Origin of the sequence: Bacillus sp. FSL R5-0434, from assembly GCF_038004745.1 — a bacterium.
GTDB classification, from domain to species: domain Bacteria; phylum Bacillota; class Bacilli; order Bacillales; family Bacillaceae; genus Bacillus; species Bacillus halotolerans.
The window spans coordinates 2,740,417-2,761,913 of the sequence record NZ_JBBORV010000001.1; the positions used below are offsets into that span (position 1 = coordinate 2,740,417).

Annotated in this window: 33 protein-coding genes; all 33 read right to left on the reverse strand. The window is 43.4% G+C overall.

Translation table 11 applies throughout. The features are described 5' to 3' along the window. Positions 1-12: 12 nt before the first annotated feature. The 33 genes from NYE43_RS14170 to NYE43_RS14330 all read right to left on the reverse strand — a co-directional run bounded on the left by NYE43_RS14170 (position 13) and on the right by NYE43_RS14330 (position 21,493). Positions 13-777: a distal tail protein Dit gene (locus NYE43_RS14170; RefSeq protein ID WP_341062136.1), complete on the reverse strand. Its 765-nt coding sequence runs from the start codon at positions 775-777 to the stop codon at positions 13-15. Further along, positions 774-5,489, reverse strand: a complete 4,716-nt coding sequence (locus tag NYE43_RS14175; RefSeq protein WP_341062137.1) for a hypothetical protein — start codon at positions 5,487-5,489, stop codon at positions 774-776. Before NYE43_RS14175 ends, NYE43_RS14170 begins: the two co-directional genes overlap by 4 nt. Before the next feature lie 4 nt (positions 5,490-5,493). Continuing rightward, positions 5,494-5,829 carry a hypothetical protein gene (locus NYE43_RS14180; RefSeq protein ID WP_257962804.1) on the reverse strand — a complete coding sequence of 112 codons (336 nt, stop codon included), beginning with the start codon at positions 5,827-5,829 and terminating at the stop codon, positions 5,494-5,496. A gap of 20 nt (positions 5,830-5,849) precedes the next feature. Next, the gene (locus tag NYE43_RS14185; protein ID WP_041055257.1) at positions 5,850-6,362 is read right to left on the reverse strand and encodes a tail assembly chaperone; all 513 of its coding nucleotides are present in this window, start codon (positions 6,360-6,362) and stop codon (positions 5,850-5,852) included. A gap of 54 nt (positions 6,363-6,416) precedes the next feature. Next, positions 6,417-6,686, reverse strand: coding sequence for a fibronectin type III domain-containing protein (locus NYE43_RS14190; protein WP_341062737.1), 270 nt, complete (start codon positions 6,684-6,686; stop codon positions 6,417-6,419). Beyond that, entirely contained in the window at positions 6,676-6,957 is a 282-nt protein-coding gene (locus NYE43_RS14195) for a fibronectin type III domain-containing protein (RefSeq protein WP_341062139.1), read from the reverse strand. The genes NYE43_RS14190 and NYE43_RS14195 overlap by 11 nt, the downstream gene beginning before the upstream one ends. Then, a complete protein-coding gene (locus NYE43_RS14200; protein ID WP_063336246.1) occupies positions 6,932-7,456 on the reverse strand; it encodes a phage major tail protein, TP901-1 family in 525 nt (174 codons plus the stop codon). The genes NYE43_RS14195 and NYE43_RS14200 overlap by 26 nt, the downstream gene beginning before the upstream one ends. 13 nt (positions 7,457-7,469) lie before the next feature. Next, the gene (locus NYE43_RS14205; protein ID WP_341062140.1) at positions 7,470-7,868 is read right to left on the reverse strand and encodes a DUF3168 domain-containing protein; all 399 of its coding nucleotides are present in this window, start codon (positions 7,866-7,868) and stop codon (positions 7,470-7,472) included. A gap of 18 nt (positions 7,869-7,886) precedes the next feature. After that, the gene (locus NYE43_RS14210) at positions 7,887-8,303 is read right to left on the reverse strand and encodes an HK97 gp10 family phage protein (RefSeq protein ID WP_010329802.1); all 417 of its coding nucleotides are present in this window, start codon (positions 8,301-8,303) and stop codon (positions 7,887-7,889) included. Next, a complete protein-coding gene (locus NYE43_RS14215) occupies positions 8,290-8,634 on the reverse strand; it encodes a phage head closure protein (protein WP_341062141.1) in 345 nt (114 codons plus the stop codon). The genes NYE43_RS14210 and NYE43_RS14215 overlap by 14 nt, the downstream gene beginning before the upstream one ends. Then, on the reverse strand, positions 8,631-8,930 hold the full coding sequence (locus tag NYE43_RS14220) for a phage head-tail connector protein (RefSeq protein ID WP_114523741.1): 300 nt from the start codon (positions 8,928-8,930) through the stop codon (positions 8,631-8,633). The genes NYE43_RS14215 and NYE43_RS14220 overlap by 4 nt, the downstream gene beginning before the upstream one ends. Before the next feature lie 8 nt (positions 8,931-8,938). Further along, positions 8,939-9,190 (reverse strand): hypothetical protein, encoded by a 252-nt coding sequence (locus NYE43_RS14225; protein WP_341062142.1) that lies wholly within the window; start codon positions 9,188-9,190, stop codon positions 8,939-8,941. A 1-nt stretch (position 9,191) separates the two neighbouring features. After that, positions 9,192-9,527 (reverse strand): hypothetical protein, encoded by a 336-nt coding sequence (locus NYE43_RS14230; RefSeq protein ID WP_041055280.1) that lies wholly within the window; start codon positions 9,525-9,527, stop codon positions 9,192-9,194. A gap of 4 nt (positions 9,528-9,531) precedes the next feature. Further along, positions 9,532-10,449 (reverse strand): phage major capsid protein, encoded by a 918-nt coding sequence (locus NYE43_RS14235; RefSeq protein WP_101864197.1) that lies wholly within the window; start codon positions 10,447-10,449, stop codon positions 9,532-9,534. Between the two features lie 14 nt (positions 10,450-10,463). Then, on the reverse strand, positions 10,464-11,045 hold the full coding sequence (locus NYE43_RS14240) for a DUF4355 domain-containing protein (protein WP_101864196.1): 582 nt from the start codon (positions 11,043-11,045) through the stop codon (positions 10,464-10,466). Positions 11,046-11,142: 97 nt separating this feature from the next. Then, positions 11,143-11,382 carry a hypothetical protein gene (locus tag NYE43_RS14245; RefSeq protein ID WP_101864195.1) on the reverse strand — a complete coding sequence of 80 codons (240 nt, stop codon included), beginning with the start codon at positions 11,380-11,382 and terminating at the stop codon, positions 11,143-11,145. Then, entirely contained in the window at positions 11,379-11,666 is a 288-nt protein-coding gene (locus NYE43_RS14250) for a hypothetical protein (RefSeq protein ID WP_101864194.1), read from the reverse strand. The genes NYE43_RS14245 and NYE43_RS14250 overlap by 4 nt, the downstream gene beginning before the upstream one ends. A 2-nt stretch (positions 11,667-11,668) precedes the next feature. Next, positions 11,669-12,592, reverse strand: a complete 924-nt coding sequence (locus NYE43_RS14255) for a phage minor head protein (RefSeq protein ID WP_341062143.1) — start codon at positions 12,590-12,592, stop codon at positions 11,669-11,671. After that, entirely contained in the window at positions 12,579-13,982 is a 1,404-nt protein-coding gene (locus NYE43_RS14260; protein WP_341062144.1) for a phage portal protein, read from the reverse strand. Before NYE43_RS14260 ends, NYE43_RS14255 begins: the two co-directional genes overlap by 14 nt. Positions 13,983-13,986: 4 nt before the next feature. Continuing rightward, entirely contained in the window at positions 13,987-15,195 is a 1,209-nt protein-coding gene (locus NYE43_RS14265; protein ID WP_341062145.1) for a PBSX family phage terminase large subunit, read from the reverse strand. After that, a complete protein-coding gene (locus NYE43_RS14270; protein WP_341062146.1) occupies positions 15,185-16,012 on the reverse strand; it encodes a terminase small subunit in 828 nt (275 codons plus the stop codon). The genes NYE43_RS14265 and NYE43_RS14270 overlap by 11 nt, the downstream gene beginning before the upstream one ends. Before the next feature lie 44 nt (positions 16,013-16,056). Beyond that, complete coding sequence (locus NYE43_RS14275; protein ID WP_341062147.1) at positions 16,057-16,287, reverse strand: hypothetical protein; 231 nt, start codon at positions 16,285-16,287, stop codon at positions 16,057-16,059. Between the two features lie 129 nt (positions 16,288-16,416). After that, entirely contained in the window at positions 16,417-16,899 is a 483-nt protein-coding gene (locus NYE43_RS14280) for a hypothetical protein (protein ID WP_268283861.1), read from the reverse strand. A 137-nt stretch (positions 16,900-17,036) separates the two neighbouring features. After that, positions 17,037-17,249 (reverse strand): transcriptional regulator, encoded by a 213-nt coding sequence (locus NYE43_RS14285; RefSeq protein ID WP_015715379.1) that lies wholly within the window; start codon positions 17,247-17,249, stop codon positions 17,037-17,039. Positions 17,250-17,488: 239 nt separating this feature from the next. Then, entirely contained in the window at positions 17,489-17,638 is a 150-nt protein-coding gene (locus NYE43_RS14290) for a hypothetical protein (RefSeq protein ID WP_167562326.1), read from the reverse strand. Positions 17,639-17,765: 127 nt separating this feature from the next. Next, positions 17,766-18,281: a sigma-70 family RNA polymerase sigma factor gene (locus NYE43_RS14295; protein WP_341062148.1), complete on the reverse strand. Its 516-nt coding sequence runs from the start codon at positions 18,279-18,281 to the stop codon at positions 17,766-17,768. Between the two features lie 13 nt (positions 18,282-18,294). Then, complete coding sequence (locus tag NYE43_RS14300) at positions 18,295-18,423, reverse strand: hypothetical protein (RefSeq protein WP_341062149.1); 129 nt, start codon at positions 18,421-18,423, stop codon at positions 18,295-18,297. Positions 18,424-18,671: 248 nt separating this feature from the next. Beyond that, positions 18,672-18,848: a hypothetical protein gene (locus NYE43_RS14305; RefSeq protein WP_163226413.1), complete on the reverse strand. Its 177-nt coding sequence runs from the start codon at positions 18,846-18,848 to the stop codon at positions 18,672-18,674. Between the two features lie 13 nt (positions 18,849-18,861). Then, the gene (locus NYE43_RS14310) at positions 18,862-19,050 is read right to left on the reverse strand and encodes a hypothetical protein (protein ID WP_326209808.1); all 189 of its coding nucleotides are present in this window, start codon (positions 19,048-19,050) and stop codon (positions 18,862-18,864) included. Further along, the gene (locus NYE43_RS14315) at positions 19,047-19,451 is read right to left on the reverse strand and encodes a YopX family protein (RefSeq protein ID WP_341062150.1); all 405 of its coding nucleotides are present in this window, start codon (positions 19,449-19,451) and stop codon (positions 19,047-19,049) included. The genes NYE43_RS14310 and NYE43_RS14315 overlap by 4 nt, the downstream gene beginning before the upstream one ends. After that, a complete protein-coding gene (locus NYE43_RS14320) occupies positions 19,448-19,783 on the reverse strand; it encodes a hypothetical protein (RefSeq protein WP_101864184.1) in 336 nt (111 codons plus the stop codon). The genes NYE43_RS14315 and NYE43_RS14320 overlap by 4 nt, the downstream gene beginning before the upstream one ends. A gap of 40 nt (positions 19,784-19,823) precedes the next feature. Beyond that, positions 19,824-20,303 (reverse strand): hypothetical protein, encoded by a 480-nt coding sequence (locus tag NYE43_RS14325; RefSeq protein ID WP_341062151.1) that lies wholly within the window; start codon positions 20,301-20,303, stop codon positions 19,824-19,826. A 191-nt stretch (positions 20,304-20,494) separates the two neighbouring features. Next, the gene (locus tag NYE43_RS14330) at positions 20,495-21,493 is read right to left on the reverse strand and encodes a DNA cytosine methyltransferase (RefSeq protein WP_341062152.1); all 999 of its coding nucleotides are present in this window, start codon (positions 21,491-21,493) and stop codon (positions 20,495-20,497) included. Between the last annotated feature and the right edge of the window lie 4 nt (positions 21,494-21,497).

Below are 21,497 nucleotides of genomic sequence, written 5' to 3' on the forward strand. Positions count from 1 at the left end.
TAACGGACCTCCTTACAAATAAGCCTCATCGAATTTGATGCGGCTAGCGTGGCTTAACTTCAATTTAGTTGGAACTTTTGGTGGCAGCGTGAACCACTCAGACTGTATTTGCAGAGCAGTCATGATCAATTTACCGCTGCATGTCACTTTTCTCTTTGATGAATCAATAATGAGAGTGTCACCGGCGATGAAGTTATACACGACTTTTATTGTCTTTAAAACAGATCCATCACCATTTAAAATAGCCACCTCATATGAAGTGGCTGCCTCTTTAAAAACACATTCGATTTTTGGTTCAATCTCCGCATAACCCGGATTTGTGAAAACCTGCACCCCGGCATTCAGTTCTGATTCTTCAGCTGCTCCATACTTTTTAGGATCAGGACAGACAAAAGTCAATGTAGCCTGCTGAAAGCCACCCTGCTCTTCGCCATCAGATACACTCTCAAATATTGCATAATAGGTTCTGTCTGGCTCATCATGGAAAACGAGTGGTTTCGGCTCGTCTGTATGCAGAATATAAGTCAGTTCTTCTTGTTTCTTCTTCAATTCTTCTTCACTGCTGAATGCAAAAAGAACATCTATCGTTATCGTTCTAATTGGTAGTCTAGTGCCACGATAGAAACCGCCTGGACGGTTCCCGATCGTGGCTGTATTTACCTCTCGGCTCATTACTCCCCGCCCAGTGGTTGATTTCACATAAAAGAAGGGTGAAATATCGATCCCATTGAATGTGATTTTCCATTGGTTAGGCAAAATCTCCTGATAGTTGATCAATTAATTCTCACCCTCCTTGCGTTTGATCTTCTTTGTGCGTCAGTCACAGACTTTTCTACGCCCTGACCGACTTTCTTGCTGTCCATCTCGATAATGATAGTTCTTTCAGGCAACTCAAGGTTTTTGACATCTGCACTCAGTTCTTTTCTGACAGTGCCCAGGTCGCTTCTAGATATGGATGTATCGTAAGCAAGATTCATATCTTTCTGCTCGATATACATGGCATCGCTGACAGCAGTCATCGCCCGCTGAACCGTTCCAATACCATTCTGGATACCAACTGCGATTCCCGCTGGCACCATCACACCGACTTGATCCCTCATTAATCGTGAAGGAGAATGGATCTTCAGCTTTTTCTTGATTGTCTTCTCGATTGTGGAGGCAATAGTGTTGGCTTCCTTCGCAAGCTCGCCCTTCATATTTCTCATTCCGGAAATTATGCCGGCCATCGTGTTATAGCCGATTGCCTTCCCGCTGTTTTTCAGGGAGCCTAACTGCTTCACATTGACAGTAAGCTCGCCAATTTTTCTCATGTAGTCGCTCTTCAGGAGACTCAGTTCTTTATTGGCAGCTGATCGAAGCTCATTAATTTTCTTGGCAGTCTCATTCTTCAGGCCAGTCAATTCCTGAGCCGCCTGTGTGCTTGCGAGTTTATGCTTTTCTGTCCAGAGTCTTACGTACTCATCTAATTCAGACGAAGTCATGCGGGCAATTGCATTGATCTGATCTGCTGAACCGACTCCCATTTCTTTCAGTTCATCAGCGAATGCCTTTGGTGCCCTGCCTGCGATGCTTGCGATATCGCTGTCAAATTGCTTTAATTTTGCCAGCTGATTTTTAAGGTTTGATGTCAGCTTTGAGCCGTTAACCTTCTCGCTTGAAACATCGTCAAATAGACCGATTGCGTTGTAAATCGCATTTGTTCGGTCTTGGAGCTCCTTCTTATAGGCATCGTTTGCCGCTTTTATATCTGAGGTTAGTTTGTCATTGATGCTTTTGAATTTGGACAGATATGTGTTATTGGCTGAGAGAATACCTTTGTTGATTTTATCTGCCGCTTTTCTCTCATTCTCTTTTTGCTTCCTTGCCTTATCAGCCATTGCTTTTTGAGTCTGATAAATCTCACGCTGTACCTTGATTTGCTGATCAGAAGTCAGTTTGTTTTTCTTACTGATCTTCTGGAGAGTCTTAACGTATGTGTTACCGCTGATTTTCCCTGTATCGTACTTGGCCTCAGCTCGTTTAATCTGATCAGACACCTTTTTGGTGTACGCAAGCTTTGCTTTTGCTTCCTTGCGTTGCTGCTCTTTCAAAAGCTTTTTCTGTTTGTCAGAAGCATTTTTAGCAGCTTGATAGATTTCACGTTGGATTTTTCGGCTTTGCTCGCTAGTCAGCTTGTTTTGCTTCTGGATTTTCTGCAACGTCTTAATATAAGTGTCAGCGCCCATTTTCTTGGTGTCATATTTTACTTCAGCGTTTTTAATTTTGTTGGTCACTTTCACTTCAGCCGCTTTCTGAGCAGCTTTAGCAGCTCTCTGCGCAGCCGCTTTTACTTTGGCCTGTGACTTATCAATACCGGCTGCCATACCGGTGCCGACGTGATAACCAACCTGATCGCGCATAACCCTTGATGGAGAATGAATTCCAAGAAGTTTTTTCATGCCGTTAGGGATTGCATTTGCCATTGATTTAATTTTGCTGGCTAATGCCCCCGCCATGCCGCTGATACCATTTATCAGACCTTGAATAATGTTACGGCCAATGGTTTTCAGATTGATTCCTTTGAAAAACTTCATCACACTATTCCAGATACTCACTATCTTTTCTCTGGTCGCAATGATGCGATTTGCGATCTGATTTTTCATATAGAGGAACGCATTAGAGGCAGCACTTTTTATTCCGTTCCATATGGATTGAACCTTACTTTTGATTGCATTCCATGTACTGAGAATTTTTTCACGAGTCGCCAAAATCCGGTTTGCTATTTGATTTTTCATGTACAAAAAGGCTGCGGATGCGGCTGACTTCAACCCATTCCATATCGCAGACACTTTGCTCTTTATAGCATTCCATACACTGAGTATCTTTTCTCTAGTTGCTAGGATTCTGTTTGCAATCTGGTTTTTCATATAGAGAAACGCTGCAGATGCGGCGCTTTTCAAACCGTTCCAAACTTTAGTAACTGAGTTTTTAATCCCATTCCAGACTTTTGAGGCGAATGATTTAACGGCATTCCAAACCGTCATAATTACCTTTTTTTGCAGCTCAAAATTTGCCTTTAAAAGTGTGACGAGAGCCGACCATACTTTAGACGCTGCATTCTTAATCCCTGTCCAAGCAGATGAAAGCCACTTAGAAACAGCGCCCCAGACTTTGACTGTATAAGCCTTGATCTTATCCCAGTTCGCAATGATGAGGACAACCAAACCCACTACAGCCGCTGTGATCCATCCAATAGGACCCATAGCAATGACCCAAGATGCCGCCATTCTCGCCGCGTTTGCCGCCGCTTGAGCCGCTAATACAACCAAACGCGCTCCGAAAGCAATCATCTGTTTGATTCCAGCTGCCAACATAGATGCAAATGAGCTTATTTGAGCCGCTGTCCACGCTGCGGCCATTCTCGCTGCCTGCGCAACAGATTGAGCAGCCATGACAACCATCTGTTTGATCCAAAGGCCCATCTGAACTATTCCAGCTTTAAGCGAAGAGACAAAAGAACTTATCTTCATAATTGTCCATGCCGTTGCCGTTCGGGTTGCCTGTGCAATGGATTGTGCCGCCATCACAGTCATATTCTTGATCCACAGACCCATTTGAACTATGCCGCTCCTTAAGGAAGATACAAGAGCAGATATTTTCATCGCTGTCCAAGAAGCAGCCATTTTTACACCATTTGCCGTAGCTTGAGCTGCCATGACTGTGTATTTTGCAATGAAGCGACCAATAGCTGCAGTGGCTCCTTTTAATTGAGTTATCAGCCCGGCCAACTTAATTCCGGCAGCTGTATCTTTGAACCCACGCAAGTATTGAGCAGCATCTTTAAAATCTTTAAATCCATTTGTTACTGCACTGACAGCAGCCATCGCAGGAACCAGCGCCCTTAATGCACCCAGCAATGAAATGCCTACTGCAATGAATTGCCCGATAGCAGGGTTAGCTTGCATTGCTGCATTTGTGAATTTTAAAAATCCGTTTACCGTTTGTAAGATGGATTGCCCTAACGGCGCCATACCAACGAGCAAATTGATAATTGTTTTGGCGATTTCTCCGATCGTACTCCAAACAGTTGGACCGTTCGTTTTGATGTAGTCAATAAACGACTGGAATTCTTTTGTTTTCGTGACGCTGCCGGCCCATTCATTAAACTTCTGAGTCATGTTGACAAGGGATGTCATCATGTCCTGAGACATCGGGGCAAAACCGGTAAACAACTTTGTTAGACCGCCTGATAAGTTCCCGATGATCTGCAGCAACTTAGGACCGTTTGTTTTGACATATTCTATAAACGTTTGGAACTTTTTAGATGAACCTAAATTAGCTGACCACTTCACCCATGAAGCCGTGGCCTTTTCCAAACTGGCCGACATGTCGTTCCCAAGAGGGCCAAAAGCAACAATCAGATTCATAACTGTTCTGAGGACGTTTCCGGCTATTTTCCCAAACGTCACAAAAGCCTGGCCTGCATTTTTATTCATGAAACCAATAAAACGTTTCATGTCTGCATCTTTAAATGCTGCATTCATACTTTTAGCCAGTGTAACGCCGCCATTCGCCACGCTTTTGAACATAGGTCTTAAACTATTCAGAACACCTTTGAACGTTGTCAGCGAGCTTGTGAACGTTTTTAGGATAGGCTTCTGAACAGATTCGGAAATGCTCTTCCAGTTCGCTTTGAAATCTTCTAATGTGGCAAGCGCCTTTTTCTCTTCTTTTCCAAGAGACTGCTGAATGCCCTTGATCTTCTCCATGATTTTAGCGCGCTCTTTGGCGTCAGTGGTTTCATCCAGTTTTTCCTGAAGCTTTTTCAAGTCTTCAGAAGCTTTGAAAACACCACCTAGTGAAGATACCGCCAGTGCCCCAAATGCAGCAGCTCCTGTCCCTGCTGTCGCAAACGCACTACCAAGCCCCATAACGCCACCAGCTGCCACACCAAGCATCGGGCCCAGTGATCCTATTGCTCCAGTAATACTGGCAAGAACCGGAGAAATTGCTGGCAATGCGGATGTGAAGGCTCCCGCAAGCGAATGACCTATGACGGTTGAAACAGAGTTAGTGATTTTCGCCAGACGATTCATAGAGTTTTCGAAGCGATCAGTACGGGCTTCTATGAAGATCCATACTCTGTTTGGTAAGGATCTCGTCTCAGTTTGAGCTGCAGCCACTGACCTCGTTAAATCTGATGAATCGCCGTTGATATTGGTTGTAACCCGGTTGGGCAACGAGGCAATCTCAGCCCTTGCCGCTGAAACGGCCCTTTGTACGGGGTCAGCGTCTGCGTCTAAATCGACTCGGGTTCTTTCGTGTCGATGAATAAAGTTGTCGATCTGCTGTTCTGCCTGTCTAACTCTTGCTTGAAAGCTTGCGATTTCCGCTTCAACTTCAACAGTATGGGTATCAGCCATTCGCCGCATCATGTCATTAACTCGATCCATACTTCTGTTGAATCTCTGCGTCTGAGCTTCTACAACAGCAGTAAGCCTCTCGATCATGCCCTCACCCCTTTTCTTTGTATTGTTTTCCGAAATAAGACCGCACAGCGTCATTTAACATCTGCACGTCTTTAGCTCTCGAACCAAGCTTGTTTATGTCTGATTCACGCCATTTGTTTTCCTCGCTTGTCAGAGAACGCTCAAGCTCTCTGCGCGCTTTTCTGGCGTCAAACATCTTTGACTCTTTTGGTCTCTTTTCGTTTAGAGCATAGCGATGAAACATAGCATTTCTCGCCAGCTTTTCCATCTCGTCAATTTCACGGAGTTTTGCTGCTTTTAGCTTTCGTTTATACTCGTTTGGAGTCCATGACATAATGACATCGTTGTCATAGACTCCCATCCAACGAGCCGCATTTTCAATTACTTGGAGATAGTCGATCCCGTCTTCTCTTTGTACGCTTCCTCCATCGTCTCCAGCATGTCCTTGTTCATTTCGTCTTCCTCTAGACGCTTCGCTTCCATTTCCGGTGTCTCGTTCGGGCTGACCTTTTTCGGTTTCGCCAGCTTGCTCATCATCTTCCATTGCTGACGGATCTTTCCTTTGAAAAAACCCGCTGAATCCAGTGTGTTAAAAGCTTCTTTCACCATCTCATCAACGGCGTTGCCAGTTTCATCTTCTTCAATGATCTTGGCAATTGCATCTTCAATCTGTTCAACAGATGGTTTGCCTTTTTTCAAGTGAGCCAGCGCGCAATCCCAAAATGCAGAAAGATAAACAGCATCATCGTTCAGTAAGCTGTTGTAAATCGTTAATGTACCGCCTGATTTATCACCGTTTTTATCTTCTTTCGCATATTTCTCGTTTGCTGTTCTATCAAATGCAAAATCACAACGTGCAGCATAATCTTTTCCGTCAATTGTTAAGTGAGCCATATATAAAACCTCCAAAATTTTGTATTAAAAAGAGCCCTGGCAACAGCCGGGCTCCTATGCTTCTTCTTTATTTGTGCGAATCGTAAATTTCTCTGACCACACCGACTCCCCTGCGGCGTTTACTGCGGACACATTGAAAATATATGAAGTATCGGGTTTAAGAGTCGGATTGGACAGATATGAGTTTGTTGTGACAGTTGCTATCTTTGCATAGTATCTGTAAATGTTGTACGAGGTCGCCCCTTTCACCGCGTCCCACTTAAATCCCACTTGATTAGAAGTGACACTTGTTGTGGTTATATTACGGGGTATATCAGGGCGCAGTCGCTTGAGTTCTCGTGATGATCTCGGTCATCGGTGATTCCCCAGCGTCATTAACTGCTGAGACGTTGACCGTCAGCTGGGTATCTGCCGCAATGCCTGTCAGTGTGTGGGATGTGCCTGTGACAGTAGCATCAAGTTGCTTGTTGGCTCCTCTATACACTTTGTATGACGTTGCCCCATCTACCTCATCCCAATTCACGGTCACGCTGTCAGTAGTAGCCGTGAACGATAGATTTTGGGGCGCATTAGGGTGTAGTCGTTGTTTTGGCATTCTCGCCAAACTGCATGAACTTTTTAGCACCCGCAGATGATCTGATCAAATCAATTAATTCTTGAGGCAGTGGGTCAAGTTCTCCTTTACGAGTCTTACCGAGAACAGGCATAGTTGTTGATACCTCAATAAATCCATCTTGTGGTGCACTTTTCTCTAAGCTTTCAATGATTGCATGGCCATATTCTGAATCATGCTTTTGGTTTGCGTTCTTATTCAGGTTTACTTTCCATACCTGGAGTGTCTCTTCATTATCGTAGGCATCTTCAATTGCAGATTGCCCAGGATCATTGGTAGCAGCATAATAAGTCAGTTCAAAATTCTCTGATTTAGGACCGTAACCAACGATTCGGCCAGACTTTGTTGATTCATCTTTTGTATCTTGCTCTTTTGTATGACTGCCTTCTGTTTGGAAAGCAATAAACAGGCCTTCATTTGAAGTAGCATTCATCGGTTGAACAAAGTAAACCTCATCAATACCATTCAATAAATCTGACATTTTGTTCATCCTCTCAATTGTTTATTGTGTATCGCATCCTGAGAATGCCGTGTCTGGTGTATCCGTCAATGTCGGTGATTACCTGCATGCCACGCATCTCAGAACGACATAAAGAAAAGCCCTCTAAATTTAGGGGCTCTCTCGTTATTGCTTGCAGCATCAAATCAAGGATCTGCATCGCTTCTTTTTTGCCGTTGTAATCGCTCCAGCAATGGAGAACAACATTGATGATTTCACCTTTAGACGTTTTTGTTTCAAAAGGCGAAACGTCATCATCGCCTGTTGTCACATATGGCTTTTTCTGATCTTTTGAGACTGCATCAAGCACACCAGTGACTCGTGCATTCAGCTCTTCATCAGTTGATAGCCTTTGAAATATAGCCATTTGCAACGGCCACATGGCTGACCGCATAAAGACAGCCCCTTTCTATTACATTTGACTGGCGAAGTACCGCATACCTTCCTCAATAGACGGATTCCAAAACGGCTGGGCTCGCATCCCCCGCGTCATAACCCATTGGTTAAGCTTGGTGTCATAATAGACCCAAGGAGTCTGCCGGCCGCCTCCGTCCTCCGCATAAATTCCGGTACCGTATTCGACATATATTGCATAATCAGCACCAACAGAAATAACGGCCGTTAAGCCGCCGTCACGATAATCGATTTCTATTGAATTTTTCAAGTTCCCGCCGTCGATCATGGCTGTTGGAGCATTTAAAACGGCGTTACTATAAATCAGCTCGGCCGTGTCAGTTACAATCCGTTTGGCTTCTTCAATCACATTGTTCCTGAACTCTTCAGTGGCTCTGCGCATTTGCCTGACCCATCTGCCGCTAACTCTTGCCATCAGACTCCAGCACCCCCGTCACTTGGCATTTCAAATTCAAGACCTCATGCATACCGCCTTGGTCAATGGGCTCTGATTTGAGAATGAGAATTTTGTTTTCGTAAATGATCCTCATTGTCTTCTCAATATCAGTCCGATAAGGGAAATACACGTTGCATTCAACCGGGTTTTGCAGCTGCTGAGCCTGATAAAACTCCCGGGAACTGACGCCACTGACTAAAGCTTCTGTTGTGATGTAGTCAACGTAACCTTCTTCATAACCACCGCCGCCGTCTGGCACCTTGCCCATCCGCTGAAACGTGATTTCGTGGGGGAATTCTTCATAGATCATTTAACTCTCAGCCTTCGATATGGCGTAAGGTGTTTTGTGATGTACCGAGGAAATTCTGTATTGTACGAATACGACACATCCCCCATGCTTCTTCCCGAGAGTCCAGAAGGAGTCATGTTATATTCTGCAGCCTTCGCAACAAAAAGCTTCACGCCAGCTGGCAAAGCCTCCGGATCGAAACTGTTATTACAAAAGTCACTCGCATACTCGATCAAATTAGGGACTATTTCAGACAAATATTCGTCATGCCTATCTGTCTTAATCCCTGTCATTCGCTTTACTTGTGCGATGTCCACTGAATCACCTACTCTTCACCTAAGACAATCTTGATCAGTTCGTCTTTAGGCGCTTTAGGGTCAAAATCATATTCATTCTCTTTCAAGAAAGCAATAATCTCATCTTTGTTTACTTTCTGCAGTTGAGCCTCAGTCATATCAAAAAGATCAGCAGTTGGCTTCTTGCCCTCATCCACTCTCTTAAACCCAATATGTGAGTAAACCACCTCAAAAGCCTTTTCAGTGCATTCAATTGTTTTGGAACCGTTAGATGCTTTCATATTACGCGCTTCCTCCTTCCAGTGCTTTCAGGCGGTTTTCAATATCAGTGAGTTTGGCAGTTACATCATCACCAAGCTTGGCTAACGTAACAGCCTTCGCACCGATATTGGCATTTTGTACACTGCCAGTTCCGATATTTCGACTTTGAACAGAACCATCACCAATATTGATGTTTTTCACTTCTCCGTCGCCAATCATTTCAGAAGTGATGCTTTTAGCAACAGGGGTTGAACCGGGCAAGCCGGTCACTTTTGCGCCTGATTTAATTTCTAATTCGCCGCCGATCACCAATTTGTCGCCGTTATTAGTTTTATAGTTTTTAGATGTGTATCCCATCAACTTACGCCCCCGTTGCTGGTGTAATAGCTGCAAACGCATCATCAGTCAATGTCATGAAACCGACTTGCTGAGTCACACGAAGAGCAACCATGTCACGCTCATATAAGTTGATAGGATCGCCATTTTCGTCGACAACAGTAGTTAACGTTGCATCCTCAGAGATTTTATACTCCATTCCTTGCGGGATACCGTACCGAGTATAATTCCAATCTGCCGCAAGCAATGCCGCTTTATCGTAATCCCATGACTTGGAATTAACGTAGCCGATCGGAAGTCCAAGAGCCTGCGATGTTGCGCCGCCTGTCGCATCGTTAAAGATTGGAAGCCCGTTACCGTCCTTAGTGCCGCGGAGTTTTTGACGGAATCGGCGTGTAGTAGTAAAGCCATTTACATCCTTATCAGCATCCTCAACTAACGCCATTACTCCATTAAGCTCGTCATATAGGTTGCCAAGTGAGTTTAAAGCAACAGTGTTACCAGATGCCTTAATTTTTTCAAATACCGAAACGCCTTCACCGAATGGCGAATTGATACCAAATAAAGCTGCTTGGTCAAATTGAATTGCAAAGGCTTCAGCAACTGAATCACGCATTTGTGTAAAGAAATCAGTGACAGAGTAGCGCAAGAATTCTTTAGAAACAGGGATGATAACACCCAATTTCTTAGAAACCATTTTTGCAGTTAACCATTGTGCCTTAGAAGTTTGGATTCTCTCGCCTTCTCCAACCCAGTAAGCCCCTGGTCCAGAAGCCAAATACGTGAATTCTTTCACCGGTTTATTCATTTCTTCAAATTTTGCTAGTTGTGTAACCGCCGATTGCGTCATAAACTTCCTTAAAACTAGGGTTCCTTGTTCAGTTGGGACCTTCCCGTTTACTGCGTCTTGCATCAATACATTGTTTGGATCGAATGTTGGCATAAAGATAGCCCTCCTTATTTTCTAATACTTGCTTCAGCTGCAAGCGAGCTAATATCTAAACTTTGATTTGTCGTTTCATTGCTGCCGGACTGAACATCACGGCCGTTCTCTTGAAACTTGGATTCAATCGCCTTTTGAAGTGCAGTATTGTACTTCTCTTCGAATGCTCCGAGGTTCTTCATCGTTGATTCTTCATCCTCACCGATAAAGAATTCCACTACATCTGTTGGCAGTTGCTTTTCAGAAGCATAAGAGACAGCTTTGTTTAAAAGCTTTTCACGTTGTGCTGCTGTCTTTTGATCTTTCAGCTCCTTTTCCAGCTTCCTGATGCGCTTTTGTTCCTCTGTTTCCTCCGGATAAAGCTCTTTTACCTTTGCATCAACCAGAGCATCGAGGTTGTTCGACTTCCATGTATCAAGGCCTTTCGTAAAATGGGAATCCAATCGAGGCTGAATGAGACGCTTACCTTCTTCTGTATCTAAAAACCCATTCACCTTGTCAGCTGACACGGCAGAAAGTTCATTCAGATACGACTTTACTTCTTCATTCTCTTTATTTTCTTCGAGAAATTTTTTCACTTCGTCTAATGTTGGCATTACAGTTCTTCCTCCTTTGCCCTCTACAGTGCGCGCCTGTTATGAGTGCATGAAAAATAAGCCTTTTAACGTCATGCTCAGGACGGGGATAATTGATTTACTCTTTAACTTCTTTGAAATCAGCATCAAATTCGTGTTTATTCCAATTCTTGATTTTCACATATTCATTTTGCTTTAACTCCCACTGCCATATATCTATTTCAGCAGGTGGATACTCTCCATTTGACAACTCAGTTGCTTTCTCCATAGCTTTTTCGAACGTAGGGTAAATCCCTACCTGATGAGGATAACAGTCATAATAATCGTCACTTGTGTACTCAACTTCAAAGAACATCACTGCTGTTCAAACCTCGTTTGTTTTTCTTCACTTTGACTATTTTCTTTATGAATCATTTGCAACGATGCGAGAGTTTCAGCATCTATGTCGATATGTTCTGTCGTAAATCTAATAGTGCATTCATTAAATGTTTCCGTTGACATATGCAGCGATAAATCAGTTATTAAGCTAGGTTCTTGGCCATCAATCAATATGTCATAATCACTAAACCTTAATGGATGCATGTGAGGTGATTCAAGCTTTTTTCTCCCCTCTTCATTTAGCTTGATTTCTAGTTTAGCCATCATCATTTCCCCTTTTCCTCAATGGATTTGTACCATTCTTCGTAGGTTTGGTATGGAATAGTCTCTCCAGCGCCATTGCCGCGCTTACGGGCTCTTCTAGTATCCGGCAGCACCCCGTTTACTTTGAAAGCAATCGTACAACGGCAGTTAATATCATCCTTGGCATTATTCATGTGCCCCGGAGCCGGTCCGACGCCGCCATATATTGATTTGAATAGCCCATTTCGTTCTATTGTCTTCCCGTCCAGCTTCCTGTGCCCGCCTCGTGTTTTAAGATCAAGGGTAGCATTCCACATCTTTTCGAGTTTGCTCTTTTTAGAAGCCTGCTCAGCGCTTTTCATCCTCGCCGAGACTTGTACCCTATGAGTCTCTGTTCTCGCCACGTCACGAGCCTTTCTGCGGGCAAATTCGGTCGTTTGCTCAATGCGCCGGGCAATTTTGGAGTAATCTTCACCAGCTTGAATCCCTTGAGCAATTGAAATCTGTATTTGCCGGACGTAGTCATCTCTGTGGCGCTTATATAAGGCTGAGAGAGTTAATTCGGCTATCGGGTTTAATATGGCCTGCTTGATTACTTCGACTGTAGGGATGCTGAAGCCTAAATCAACTGCAGCTTCCATCTCGTACAAATAGGCAGAGCGCATGTAACTCTCAAGGAATTGCTTAGCAGCCAAAGCCTCAACGATTGTGAGGATAGTTTTGAATGCCTTACTGGATTCCTCAGTCATGCGCTCCATTTCTTTTTTGAACCTGTTGTATTTATTCATATCAGCCATGGATAGTTGACCGTCTCTGCTGTATTTTGCATAAAGAGCCGCGATTTGTTGATTAATCTCTTTCAGCCGTTGAGCAAAAACGACATCAATCTTTTTCGCGTCCTCTGTGATCATGTCATCCAGGTACTTATCAATATCATTCTGGTTCATCTTCATCACCGCCCGTATCCGTTGGGATTTCTCTCAACGGCGGCATACTTTTCCTGTACTCCTCTTCTTCATCTTTCATCTTCTGAAGCTCATACTGAACATCATCGACAAACGACAGGAGAGATAGACGGGTTTCTTCGCTGATGTTTCCTTTAAGCTGAGCTGTGGTCTGTGCCTCTTCAAGTACGTTGGCTGGCAGATTGCGTTTGAATCCGAACCATACTTTCAAATAATCTTCTGCTTTTGCTTTATTTTTCGTTGCCCAAGCTGAAAAGATCAACTTGTACTGATAACGGAGAGCAGCAGTCATTTTCCGTTCCATCGTGATGCACTTATTCTCAAGGGCCATCAATTTATATTTCATTGCAACGCCAGTGATATTTCCCCCAAATGATTCATCAGAGAAATTTACCGACTTTGCAAAACGGAGAATGTTTTCTTCCAGACGGTTCAAATGGTTTTCAATGATCGCGTCGTTTATATCCTTTGTCAGGTAGCTGACATCGTCTTTTTCATCGTATAGCTCAAGAATTCCAGTCTTTTTAAGTTGCTGGAGTGTGTCCTCATCGGCTCCCAATCCCTTTAGGATCAAGTACGCCAGTCTGTACTGTTCAATTTCGTTTGAGGCGTCTGACAGTGTCCGATCATAGGCATCAATAAGAGACAATACCTTTTCGGCATCGCCTTTGAGCTCTTTATTGTTTGCCAGCCCGAATAAAGGGCAGCCATCAAACATATGGGGCTTTTTGTCGTCCAAGGTAAAAGCTGAACTATCCTTCGTACTGAAATAATAAATCGTTTTGCTATCATAAAATTCCGCTTTTTGCTGCCCGTTATATGTCTCGTAATAACGCAAAGCATATTCCGGTTCATGAATATTCCCATCACTGAGGAAAACCGCTTCCCATGGTTCAATGTTTTTGACTCTTTCATTACCGTTCCGGTCGATATATGCAAGCCGCGCTCCGTAGCCGCAAATGGTAGCCATCTTTCCCCATTCACTATCTTCGTCAGCAATATTATTCAGAGTGTTGAAATCATCAATCATTTGCTTTCTGGTTGAAGTAGTGCCAGTCTCTCGCTTATCGTCAAACTCGTAAGTAATCGGATGCCCGAAGAGATAGCCCACCTTCGTATCAACAATGTCTGAATCAAATGAGTTATTAAGCTTGTTATTAACCTTATGATCTATCCGCTTAACATGGCCGGTCTCGAAATCCTCATACTCAATGGCTTCTCTGGTTAAGATCGGTACACCCTGAACCTCTGCCTTGTATCGATCATATAAGTTTTTCATTCTATCATGATCGTTTTTATGCGCTTCGATGATGTCTGCAATCAATTCAGGTGTAATGCCTGAAGCTCTGATCTTATCTATCAAATGATTCACATGATCACCCCTTCCCTTTTCGTCTCATTGGTTTGTTGTTTGTGTAAAGGGCATAACGTATGGAGTCCAGAACATCGTCCCATTCCTTAACCGGTTCGCCTGTCTTCTGATTCCAGACATACATAAAGATTTCTTTTTTAAACCGGTCAACTTTGTCTTCAACGACCAAAAGCTGTTCTTGTTTGAACAGCCGCGCCACTTCTTCTATGCCGGATACGACAGCTTTATCAGCATTGATAGCCCGAAGTTTTTCACGTCGGAAACGAACAACGTGTTCTGGCCGTGCAGTATCACAATAGAAATTAATGTTGCCGTATCGCTCTTTGATGTCCTTTGCTACCTTCACCCAGTAGTCAATCTCTTCATGCTGCTTGGAATGTTCCTCAAGCAAATAAAAACACCCTTGGTCATCTTGTCCGATTACGACAATAGAACCCGGGTGTTCATATCCCCAATCAACGCCAGCGAAGTATTTTGTAAACCTGCCCTGTTTCTCTTGTAACTGGTCTGAACTGATATAGTGCTTGTCTTTGTTGAAGTCCTTGTATATTACGCCTTCCGGAGCAACCCAATAGCCGTAAATGTCCCTGTCCGTAAACATGCCGCTCGGTGTTGAAGCAACAATACTTTCGACATACTCAGGATCAAGAAAGTTGTTATCGAATAACGAGAAGTGAAAAGACCGGATATTCAGCCGGCCATTTTTCAGCCGCTGCCCGTCTTTGTCGATATAATCCGTTTTGACGGTGTGCATCGGATTTTCAGGGTTTGTATCCATCATGACCATTGCGCCTTTATAGGAGCAACGAGAAATGACTTCCTTCACGAATGAGTCATGCAGGGCAGTCGCTTCGTTTAAGAATGCGCCAGCTGATGTGAAACCCCGTGCCTTTTTCCATGAGTCTGCATTTGCGCCGTCAAAGCAATAAACACGGTTGCCGAATATCTCAACGGCATTCGCTTTATCAAGGCGCAATTCTTTCCCCAGGATCAGCTCTAAATCATTTAGGATATTCCGCTTTATAGAAGCCTGAGTTGCCCCGCCAATGATAAAGGAAAGCCCCATGTTTTGATATTTGCTGATATGCCCGAGGAACGTCAAAAGGAGCACGAATGTTTTTCCTGCCCTTTTCGCCCCGCTGCATATTAAGATTTTCGGCTGCTCTTCAATAAAGCTATTCCATACTTCTTGTTGCTTGGAGTTAAGTTCCATGAGGCTTCACCATCTTCCGCAGCATGGCAGCAACTTCATTTTCTTTAGAGTTTCCGTTATCGCCGTTAATGTCTTTCTTGGTTTTTTCGATGTCCATTCTGATTTTCTCTTCTTGCAATCGTTTTTTATCGTTTTCAGAGAGTAAATCATAATATTTAGTGAGCATTTCAAGAGCTTTCATCTTATCAGCAAGCTTTATGGATACCCCGTCTTTTCCTTTCTTAACTTCAGTGACAAGAGTTCCATCAACTTCCTCCGACTCTTTGAAATCAACATAATTAACTTCAATCATCACTGGGTTACCATCATCATCTTCTATTGGGCCAAATGCACCTGTAGCCTGTATTTCCTTTTTGCCGAAAACTGCATAATCGGTTATATCAGCAAAGGCGATATCAATGTACTTCTGAAGAATATCTTTTGCATCCAAAAAGATGCCTTGCTGTTGTTCAGCCTTCAATCTCTCAACCTCTGTAGCAATCTTAGGATTTCTTAGATGTCGGTGTCCTTCAACCATTGCAGTAGAATAAGCGCACCCATAAGCCTTCTGATAAGCCTTCGTGGCATTGAAATACTTGATATAGTAAAGACAGAATAACTCTTGCTTATCGGTTAAATTACTTGATTCTATAACGGGTTCTAGGGTTGCAACCTTTTTGTTTTTGGTTGCATCCTTTTTCGCTAGATCCCTCGACCAACCTTCTCGGCTCTTCCTGCTCTTTAAAGTGCCAATTTTAATATCATACTTTTCGGCAAGTGCCTTTAATGTAATATTGGATGTTTCAAATTCATTTCTGATGTCCTTCCAATTTGCCATCTACATTCACCGCCGCCCCCTTTTGAATTGAGTTGTTTTGGAGATTATTTTCTCGGGATGAACTCGTCATCGTGTGCAAGCTGATGAATCGAATCCTTCCCAATGTCCACAAGTCCAACAGCCTGAACGTATGATTCTGCGTCGTATACAGTCATCGTGGTGCCATCTTTCATATTGAAAGTAGCAACATAGCCATCTATCTCATGAAAGTTCTGTTCCATCCAATTAATCAGTCCGTTTGTGGGACCAGGAAAGACTCTTTCCACTTGGCTCATCGAATCATCTCCTTCATATTCTCTCTAAACTACCACCGCGCTCAAGCCGTTAACCGCCAATTGTCTATCCTGAGACTTACCGGAAGCAGTTTACAGAGAATATAAAAAACGCCTTCTAAACGAAAGCGTCTACCATTTCTTTTCCCCATATTTTTTTATAATTGTTTTAAGTGCGTCCTGAGAATAATCACCTATTTCATATAAATCGAATTCATCACCATTTTCCCTAGACTTATGAAAATACTGTCTTGCTTCTTCATAATAGTCTACGTGTAATCTTCTTATAATTTCGTCAAATTTAACTAGATCTAAATTATATCTATGTTTTATTGTTAATAATTCAGAAAGTCCCCCAGGACCAGTATACCAGTGTAAATGCCCATCTGATAAGTTAGCATCATTGTTTCTTGGCTGACATTGTTTGACGGCCCTATTATGAACTATTCTAAAGTTTTCAGCATTTAATGCAGTATCATCTCGCTCTAAAAAAGAATCCCATTCAAGCATTCCATCTCTATCACTTTCAATTATCTCCCCACAAAAATCACAGTACCATTGTTCTTTTTTCTTTAACTTTAAACTTAAAAGTCTTTCTTCTATTTCTTGATCCATTTTAAATCCCTCCCACCTTATTATCGGGTAAGGAATGTAACAATGGAACCATTTGCAAAATTTGTCGAACGAAAGCACCCTTCATAAATAGGTGGCAGTCGTAAGACAAAAAAAGCACCCTTTAGCTGCGGGTGCAATCAACGTTTCTTTTTATAGCCTTCAATGTCTTTTCTCAAGAATAGACGATCCCTATTTGTTGTTTTAATCGGAATCAATGTTTTGTAATCCACCAGCTGCTTGAGGTTCTGCCGGCTGCATCCAATAATCTCAATGGCTTCAGATGTCGTTATGACTTCTTTGTCCATGAACTCTCTCAACTCATCAATACTTTCAAAAACAAACCTAGTCATTCCGCGTGTTCCTCCATCTAAGGATAATATTAATAATAGTGATTACCAACCAGCCAAGAGCCAAAACCATTGTAATGATATCCAAAGTACCAAGATGATCATAGTCAAAGTTTGCAAACACTGTCACGAACAGAACAAAGAATATTACCGTTGACCCGTCTACTAATTTTTTCATTTGTTTGAGCATGGAACTCAAAGTGTTATAATATGGTGAGGGGGAAGTGATTCCCCCCATTGGGTTATTTGCGACGTTTCTTCTTGGCGGGAGAACGTCGTTTTTTGTTTTTATTACCCTTCATTTCCTTGATGTTCTTGACCATCGTTGTAATTCCAGTAAGGATTGCAACCAGCCAAGCCAAGTCCCGAAGGATAATTTCAACCATTTCCATGCTCTTTCAACACCTCCTTTCGATACTTTAATTATATCAGTTATATTTACCACCGTCAATATAAATACAGAGAAAATTTAGGTTTTTTACCAAAAAATATTGTTTTTAGACAAAAAAAACAACCTATTCATGCTAAACAGAATAGGCTGTGTTCTGCTCTATTTTTCATTTTCAATCGGGAACGCTCAATGTTTTTCTGCACTGTTCCTTTTTTAATGTTCAGCAGCTGGGCGATTTCTTCGAAAGACATGTTTTGCACAGTGTGCATGATGAAAATGTCCTTTTCTCTTTCAGTAAGGACCGAAAGGGCATCAGCAATTCTTTCTTTGTCCCAATCACTTACCTCTCCTTCTGGCTCCTGATTGATCTCATACTCTTCTGGCATTGCATCAATGATACGAGGATCAGCAAGAATCGTTCTTTGATAAACGTCTCTTCTGTCAGCTCCCCGGCGTGCTCCCGGTTGTCTCCCGTTCTGCAGCCATTCGAGAGTAAATTCAATATCACTGATCATACTGCCAATGATCTTCTTGTCGTTCTTTTGTTCGGCTGTCATTTCATTTTCTGGCGTTTCCGAGAATGCCCGGTACATCTTTCTCGCTTCTTTTAACGCTCTTTTGTATTCAATGATTAAATCCTGCATGTTTATCCCCCTCTTACTTACGCTTAAAAGCGCCGCCTTTGCCTCTTTTCAATGTTTGCCTATCTTGACCCATCATTTGCCGCCAAAACCGCTCAGAACGCTCCTGTGCGTTTTTATTGGGCTTTTTCTTTTCCTGTTTCATGTCATCCCTCCGCTCAAATAAAAAACGGACACCAAACAAACAGCGCTAATGCTGTAAGTTCAGTGTCCGCAGGCTTTCCGTCTTGGACTTATTTAGTTAAAGCAGCACGTATGTAGCAATAGTGCCGATAATTGATGTGATACATATTGCTGTTAAGTGATTCCGCAGCTGTGAATCCTTATCCTCTCCTATAACTCCCATAAGAGAGATAACCAGAACCAACAAGAGAACTATTTTCAAGGCTATTATCACTTGTCTTCCCTCTTCTCTATATACTTATCAATATCTTTAAAGTAAGCCGCAGCCGTGAATGAAATGATTGCCCCGATCAAAGCGAGGTTCGCTTTCATGTCCGGCCTGTAATCATGTTGGAAATATATCCAGAATCCACACCCCATCAGCAGAAACAGTATCCTGAGAATCATAGGTTGCTCTCCATCACTCCGCACCCTCCTTCACAGGCATAAACAGATCAACGATAAACAAGTTAGGGTTATAGGCTCCGCCTGATGCCGAAAATTGATACACCTCTATCATGAATCCCAGATTATACGCCTCTTGTATCCTTTCACACACTTCTTTTACACTTGCGGCTCTGACTGATTTCACAGGTTTTTTATTCATCATTCCGCGTCCTCCAATAACTTAGGAGTTTCATAAGCGTTGCCGATAACCTTCAAGTTTTTTATAAAGCCTTCAGGGACATTGTGCCGCCCCTTTGCTATGAAAATAATGCGCTTCTTCCTAATGAAATCAGGTCCATCACAGCCAGCAAAAGCCTGTGCTAAGTTCCTTTCTTCAAATTCAACTCCATCACCTGGATAGATCATTTTTCCATTTTCATCTTTCTGACCTGTTCCCCACATGAGAGCCGTTCCTTCTTCGTGACTTTCTGCGATACTAACCCTGCAACCGTCACCAAAATCCCGCCATAAAACCCATTCGTTACCCATTAGTTCAAGGCTCAACCCTTCATCATCCCAATAATGCATCTGCTCGCCGTCCCAAACTCTGTATGCTGTGTTCATAGTAGGGAACCGTCCATAATAAGGGTCTCGCTTTCCGGTTTGTTGAACGTTTCCATGATAAATTTTGTGGATTCAAGATTTCCCTCTCCGTCCCCCGCTTTCGTAAATTCGATAAGAGCATAATCACGGCTTACCACGTTGATTTCCTCTTCTTGAAAATTTTCGTATTCGTCTGTGTCAGCGACGGTTTCATTGAAGATTTTCTCGGCTTCCGCCTTGTCTTCCGCTTTGATCAGTGCGTAATATGGTTCAGTGATTTCATAGAAATTCATTGTTCTTCCTCCTTCAATTGTTTGTAAGGCTGAAATGATCGGGTTGTCAGTGTGGTTCATCAATACCCCTCCTGCTGCCGCTGATGATTGACGGCGTTTTTTAATGAAAATCAACTGCTCCGTTTTCAGATGCCATTTCAAAAGCTTTTTTCCAATCATCATACAAGTAGAGCCAGACTTCCCCTGCATCGTCTAATGTTTTGGCGAATTCACGGGCTGCATCGGCATGTGCGTTGAAGTCTTTTGCCAACTTTTTAGAGACAATCGGGCCTATCGTACCCTCGTTATCTGCGAAATGGATCAGCTCCTGAAATGCGGTGTCTCCCTTGAATTCTTCTAATTTCCGACGCCACCAGCCGTATCCGCTGTAACTCCCTGCACGGAAGCTGAAGCTCTCTTCCCATGTATAAAATTTGTCAGGATCAACACCTTCGCCACGACCGGGAAAGTGCTCTTCCGACCATTTCATACTTTCCCCCGGTGTCCACTCTGTTCTCCAATTTTTAATGTCGCCGTATTCGTCCAACTCAGGATTTTCAACAACCTTCAAATTTTTATACGCCGTAATATCTAATCCCATTTATATCTCTCCCTTTTCCGCCCACTGACGGTATTTTTTAAATACACGAGCATGACACATCAGCAGATTGCCGCAGTTTCACGCTATTTCCTCCTCAACGCCCATGCTGCAACCGCATTTCGGGCAGCAGGCTTCTGGGCGGATTTTTATATCTAATTTGCTGTAATCACATTCAGGGCATCTGTATTCGATCATGATGCCGCCTCCTGATCCATAATCGCTTTGAATATCGGGTAAATCTGCTGAGGCACAACCGCGTTGCCTAATCCTTTAATTCTGTCCACCCGGTTGGGAACCCCATGAGCCACTCGACCCACGTCGGGTTCAGCTGGCCAGCGTTGCCTGCTGTCATCTGTTTCCGTTCCTGTTCTGTAATAACTCCCTTTTCCTGTAGATCCATCATTGTCTGAAATGATCCGGTGCCGCCGCACATCCCTTTTGTTCTCGGAGTCGGCCAGAGAACTGCATCGGGTAACGTCTGATGATTCCAGTTCGGGCCGGTTCGCCCTTTCCAATCCCTTGCTGTCGGTGTGGGAAATAGCTTCACTTTTTCCGGCAGACCCTGCTGTTTGCTGTTTGGTCCCCGTCCTTTGTAATCGCTCGCTGTCGGTGTCGGCCATAACACCGAATCGACTAATGAACGCCCCCCCTGACGATTTTTCGCATCCCCCGGTCTGCTGTCTCTTGTGGTCGGAGTAGGCAACAACGAAAGTTCGATCTCTTCGATGTTTGGCGTCGACGGCGCAAGCCGGTATAATAAACGATTGCCCTTTGTAACCTGCGCTTTCCAAGTCAAATAGCGTGCGGTCGAGCTCCGTGTTTGCGAAGTTAGCAACGTTTTCACCAACAACCCAAGTGGGTCTAAGTTCTTTGATGATCCTAAACATTTCCGGCCAGAGGTCGCGGTCATCTTCCGTGCCTCTTCGCTTCCCGGCAATACTGTAAGGCTGGCAAGGGAATCCTCCTGAAATAATGTCAATTGTTCCACCTGGCTCAATCACTCCTTTTTCCTCTAAAAGCTGTCTATTCAAGGTGCGTACATCATCGAAGATGGGAACGCCCGGGAAGTTCTTATTCAATACTTTCTGGCAGAAGGGTTCACGCTCACAGAATGCGACTGTTTCAATCCCAGCCCATTCAGCAGCAAGAGCAATCCCTCCTATTCCTGCGAATAACTCGATACTTTTCATGGTC

Excerpts from the sequence above, each read along its gene's own strand:
- NYE43_RS14280 (WP_268283861.1), bottom strand. The coding sequence starts at position 16,899 with ATGGATCAAGAAATAGAAGAAAGACTTTTAAGTTTAAAGTTAAAGAAA.
- NYE43_RS14320 (WP_101864184.1), bottom strand. The coding sequence starts at position 19,783 with ATGAACCACACTGACAACCCGATCATTTCAGCCTTACAAACAATTGAA.
- NYE43_RS14235 (WP_101864197.1), bottom strand. The coding sequence starts at position 10,449 with ATGCCAACATTCGATCCAAACAATGTATTGATGCAAGACGCAGTAAAC.
- NYE43_RS14305 (WP_163226413.1), bottom strand. The coding sequence starts at position 18,848 with ATGATTCTCAGGATACTGTTTCTGCTGATGGGGTGTGGATTCTGGATA.
- NYE43_RS14330 (WP_341062152.1), bottom strand. The coding sequence starts at position 21,493 with ATGAAAAGTATCGAGTTATTCGCAGGAATAGGAGGGATTGCTCTTGCT.
- NYE43_RS14275 (WP_341062147.1), bottom strand. The coding sequence starts at position 16,287 with ATGAGCCAAGTGGAAAGAGTCTTTCCTGGTCCCACAAACGGACTGATT.
- NYE43_RS14200 (WP_063336246.1), bottom strand. The coding sequence starts at position 7,456 with ATGTCAGATTTATTGAATGGTATTGATGAGGTTTACTTTGTTCAACCG.
- NYE43_RS14205 (WP_341062140.1), bottom strand. The coding sequence starts at position 7,868 with ATGCGGTCAGCCATGTGGCCGTTGCAAATGGCTATATTTCAAAGGCTA.
- NYE43_RS14250 (WP_101864194.1), bottom strand. The coding sequence starts at position 11,666 with ATGGCTAAACTAGAAATCAAGCTAAATGAAGAGGGGAGAAAAAAGCTT.
- NYE43_RS14285 (WP_015715379.1), bottom strand. The coding sequence starts at position 17,249 with ATGACTAGGTTTGTTTTTGAAAGTATTGATGAGTTGAGAGAGTTCATG.
- NYE43_RS14215 (WP_341062141.1), bottom strand. The coding sequence starts at position 8,634 with ATGATCTATGAAGAATTCCCCCACGAAATCACGTTTCAGCGGATGGGC.
- NYE43_RS14225 (WP_341062142.1), bottom strand. The coding sequence starts at position 9,190 with ATGAAAGCATCTAACGGTTCCAAAACAATTGAATGCACTGAAAAGGCT.
- NYE43_RS14300 (WP_341062149.1), bottom strand. The coding sequence starts at position 18,423 with ATGAAACAGGAAAAGAAAAAGCCCAATAAAAACGCACAGGAGCGTTCT.
- NYE43_RS14195 (WP_341062139.1), bottom strand. The coding sequence starts at position 6,957 with ATGCCAAAACAACGACTACACCCTAATGCGCCCCAAAATCTATCGTTC.
- NYE43_RS14255 (WP_341062143.1), bottom strand. The coding sequence starts at position 12,592 with ATGAACCAGAATGATATTGATAAGTACCTGGATGACATGATCACAGAG.
- NYE43_RS14180 (WP_257962804.1), bottom strand. The coding sequence starts at position 5,829 with ATGGGAGTCTATGACAACGATGTCATTATGTCATGGACTCCAAACGAG.
- NYE43_RS14295 (WP_341062148.1), bottom strand. The coding sequence starts at position 18,281 with ATGCAGGATTTAATCATTGAATACAAAAGAGCGTTAAAAGAAGCGAGA.
- NYE43_RS14175 (WP_341062137.1), bottom strand. The coding sequence starts at position 5,489 with ATGATCGAGAGGCTTACTGCTGTTGTAGAAGCTCAGACGCAGAGATTC.
- NYE43_RS14315 (WP_341062150.1), bottom strand. The coding sequence starts at position 19,451 with ATGAACACAGCATACAGAGTTTGGGACGGCGAGCAGATGCATTATTGG.
- NYE43_RS14230 (WP_041055280.1), bottom strand. The coding sequence starts at position 9,527 with ATGGGATACACATCTAAAAACTATAAAACTAATAACGGCGACAAATTG.
- NYE43_RS14265 (WP_341062145.1), bottom strand. The coding sequence starts at position 15,195 with ATGGAACTTAACTCCAAGCAACAAGAAGTATGGAATAGCTTTATTGAA.
- NYE43_RS14290 (WP_167562326.1), bottom strand. The coding sequence starts at position 17,638 with ATGGAAATGGTTGAAATTATCCTTCGGGACTTGGCTTGGCTGGTTGCA.
- NYE43_RS14325 (WP_341062151.1), bottom strand. The coding sequence starts at position 20,303 with ATGGGATTAGATATTACGGCGTATAAAAATTTGAAGGTTGTTGAAAAT.
- NYE43_RS14310 (WP_326209808.1), bottom strand. The coding sequence starts at position 19,050 with ATGATGAATAAAAAACCTGTGAAATCAGTCAGAGCCGCAAGTGTAAAA.
- NYE43_RS14185 (WP_041055257.1), bottom strand. The coding sequence starts at position 6,362 with ATGGCTCACTTAACAATTGACGGAAAAGATTATGCTGCACGTTGTGAT.
- NYE43_RS14240 (WP_101864196.1), bottom strand. The coding sequence starts at position 11,045 with ATGCCAACATTAGACGAAGTGAAAAAATTTCTCGAAGAAAATAAAGAG.
- NYE43_RS14210 (WP_010329802.1), bottom strand. The coding sequence starts at position 8,303 with ATGGCAAGAGTTAGCGGCAGATGGGTCAGGCAAATGCGCAGAGCCACT.
- NYE43_RS14270 (WP_341062146.1), bottom strand. The coding sequence starts at position 16,012 with ATGGCAAATTGGAAGGACATCAGAAATGAATTTGAAACATCCAATATT.